3 protein-coding genes and 1 riboswitch are annotated in these 3,118 nt (G+C 43.0%); of the genes, 2 read left to right on the top strand and 1 reads right to left on the bottom strand.

Annotated elements, in window-relative coordinates:
• On the bottom strand, nucleotides 1-580 hold a 580-nt coding region (locus AC1DUA_RS35940), incomplete at its 3' end, for a metallophosphoesterase family protein (protein WP_477504286.1).
• Between the two features lie 178 nt (nucleotides 581-758).
• A riboswitch (SAM riboswitch) is annotated at nucleotides 759-887 on the top strand.
• Nucleotides 888-985: 98 nt separating this feature from the next.
• On the opposite strand from AC1DUA_RS35940, the gene AC1DUA_RS35935 reads away from it, so the two are divergent.
• Nucleotides 986-1,519: a hypothetical protein gene (locus tag AC1DUA_RS35935; RefSeq protein ID WP_477504285.1), complete on the top strand. Its 534-nt coding sequence runs from the start codon at nucleotides 986-988 to the stop codon at nucleotides 1,517-1,519.
• A 734-nt stretch (nucleotides 1,520-2,253) separates the two neighbouring features.
• Nucleotides 2,254-3,118: MFS transporter (locus tag AC1DUA_RS35930; RefSeq protein ID WP_477504284.1), on the top strand; the 865-nt coding region annotated here is incomplete at its 3' end.

The following is a 3,118-nucleotide window of genomic DNA, read 5'->3' as shown; positions in this document are numbered from 1 at the left end:
GCGTATGACCGTTAAAATAAATCCCTACGCCTTCTTTCTTGCCCAAGATTTTCCACATATCAATGCTTGGGTCAATGGAGCCTTTATCTTTATTGGAATTGGTTGTCGTATTATGCACCGGATGATGAGCGAAGACTAATACAGGTTTCGTGCCAGATGCCGTTATGACATCTTCAAACCACTTCAATTGCTCTTCGTCAACCCAGCCTCCCCAATCCTCAAAATCCATTTCTTTTGCTGTATCTAAAAATACAAGTACGGCTTTTTCATTTTCTATTGCGTGATACCGGCTTTGGCCCGTTATTTCGAGAACTTCTCTTCTTGTTTGGGCATACAGATCATGGTTGCCCAGAGCATGATAGAAAGTTCTATCACTTTCTCGCAGCAAGGCATATACATCATTAAGCTCCGAGGAATGCCCGTAGTTCGTTAAATCCCCCACCGATATATGAGCATCGCCTTCCAATTCCAAAAATCGTCCAAGTAATGTTTCATAGAATTCATTACGTGCCTCTAACCAACCTGGAATTGTTTCATCAATTTCGTGATAATGTAAATCTCCCATTAATACTAGCTTCATAAGATCTTTCCTTCTCTCGCTTTAAATTTGATGTTACCATTCTCATAGTAATGATAATGAACTAGTATTAATTCGGTTTACAATTTCATTTATAAATTTTGTAAATATTTTACTTGATTTTTTCCTTGACAACCGAGCACTTTGTAGTAATATTGAACGTAATCGAATATGGTGATTTTTCTTATCAAGAGTAGGTGGAGGGACTAGCCCGATGATACCCGGCAACCGACAAACCTTTGTTAACAAAGGAATGCACGGTGCTAATTCTTGCGGAAACGCTGCGTTAGGCGAATCTGGGAGATAAGAGCGAGGCTATGACTTTGAATTCCTATGACCTTTCTCTGTTTCCAGAGAAGGTCATTTTTGCTTTTTCGAGCTATTACACTTGTTTAAAGGAGTGACAAGATGTCGATTACGATAAATGAGAACATGACGACAATTGAACACGTTGAGTCTCGCCAAGACACTCATCCCCTTCATAATGCTTTGCTACATTTCAAAAAATCAGCGATAGATCTTGAATCTTTACAGCCGTTCAAGATTACTCGAATAGAGTGTTTTCGATATGACTGCGAGCTTATAGAAAAGCTCCAGCTTGGAAATGGGACCGATGATATTTGCGGGCTACTTGCTATCTCCACTGATGCAGGGGCCGTTGGATTCAGGGAATTCACAATCCATTCCAGCAGCTTGAAGTGCGATTTGATGGCATGGGTGGCTCTTTTTCAGCGGATAAAAGGTCTGACTTTGATCGAGAGTATGAGCTATGCTCAACTAAAACAAGAGACATGGGGACCCGTGAGATTAGATTTGATTGCGTCTGCATTACTGGATCTAGTTGGAAAAATCGAGCCAACCTCACAAGCGTACAAGGATCAAAAGTATATCTTGGATCGGGCATATTTATTTGATCATGCGCAGGCGTATATCTCTTTTTAGTACATATGCCCAATAACAGTTTGATGAGGCCAGGCCTGCAATAGTCCACTGGAACATCCTATGGAGGTATTCCACCATACAACCAAATTCCACCTTCTCCTAGGTAAAAAAAATTTCATAAAACTTAGCGAAACTTTCGCTAAGTCCTTCTCTTGAGGGAACTGGAGTCCTCTATTTCGTGAAAAACGGGCTTTTTCCACTTTGAGCGGAACTACAGGGCTTTATTTCGCCTCCATGGCAGGCTTTTCAGATGAAATTGCGGAAATAGCGGATCGTAGTTCCCCTCCCTATGTGGATATGAACCTTCTCAGAGAAATAGCGGACTATAGTTCCCTTTGCAAGATCACTCGCAAGAGCTACATACCTTCTTTCGTAAAAAACTGACGGATCCTACTCCGTCGAGCCGTTGTCCTAGCTACTTTACCAACCTGCCACCATCCACTCGCTCTACTCAATTTACAGCCGACTGCCACTTCACCCACCGACAACAAATTTCATAAAGCTTAGCGAGAATCCTGCTAACGCTTTCTCTTGTGGGAACTGGAGTCCTCTAATTTACCAACTGCTATTTCCGAGTCCTTTTAAACATAAATTGACAATTAAAAAGCACTCATGTTAGATTGTATGTACTTATAAGATAATATAACGACTTCCGACCTCCCTTTGGGAATATAGACCGGAAGTCTTTTACCTTTTTATCACCAAATATGCATCATTGAAAGGAGTACATCTTCTTGTCAGATACCGCCAAATCAAACAAAACCGGCCATCTATGGCTCATAACAGCTGTAGCTTTGGGAACACTGCTCAACCCTTTGAACACAACCATGATATCCGTCGCTTTCTCCAGGCTGCAGGAAGAATTTCATGTCACGTATGCCTCGATTTCATGGCTCATAGCGACCTACTATGTGGCTAGCGCTGTGGCACAGCCGGTCATGGGGAAGATCGGCGATTTATTCGGCCGCAAAAAAATCTTCATGCTCGGACTCGCCCTCATCACCGTTTCCTCCATGCTGGCGCCACTATCAACGAGCTTCGGCTGGCTAATGGCTTTTCGTGTCATCCAGGCGATCGGCAGCTCCGCCCTATTCCCCAATGGCATGGGCATCATCCGATCTGTCATCACGACGAATCAAGCGAGAGCGCTAAGTGTCATGTCCGTGTTCTCCTCGACATCAGCAGCTCTAGGTCCATCGCTCGGAGGTTTTTTGATCCAATATAGCGACTGGCCGTCTATTTTTCTCATTAATTTTCCGTTTATCGTCGTGTCTTTCGTGCTCGCTCTCCGAATGATGCCCAAGGACACACCCCGGAAGCATGCAGGTGCTGGCTCTTTGGACATTACGGGCATCGTCTTTTTCACCGCGCTGATCTTTAGCTGGCTGTTCTTTTTCCTATCGTTCAAATCAGGTGTCAACTGGCTATTGCTCCTGCTTAGTCTAGTGCTCAGCATAGGTTTTTATTGGTATGAAGCCAAGCGAAAGCAACCATTTATCGATGTCCTGTTTCTTAAACGGAATGCCGATGTTTGCTTCGTTTATTTGCAATTCATTTTAGTCAATATTGTATTTTACTCGTTAATGTTTGGTTTCCCTT

The sequence above is a fragment of the Paenibacillus sp. 01T422 genome (assembly GCF_056398785.1).
The sequence above is the reverse complement of the archived record's forward strand: the minus strand, read 5'-3'. Positions and strand labels throughout refer to the sequence as shown.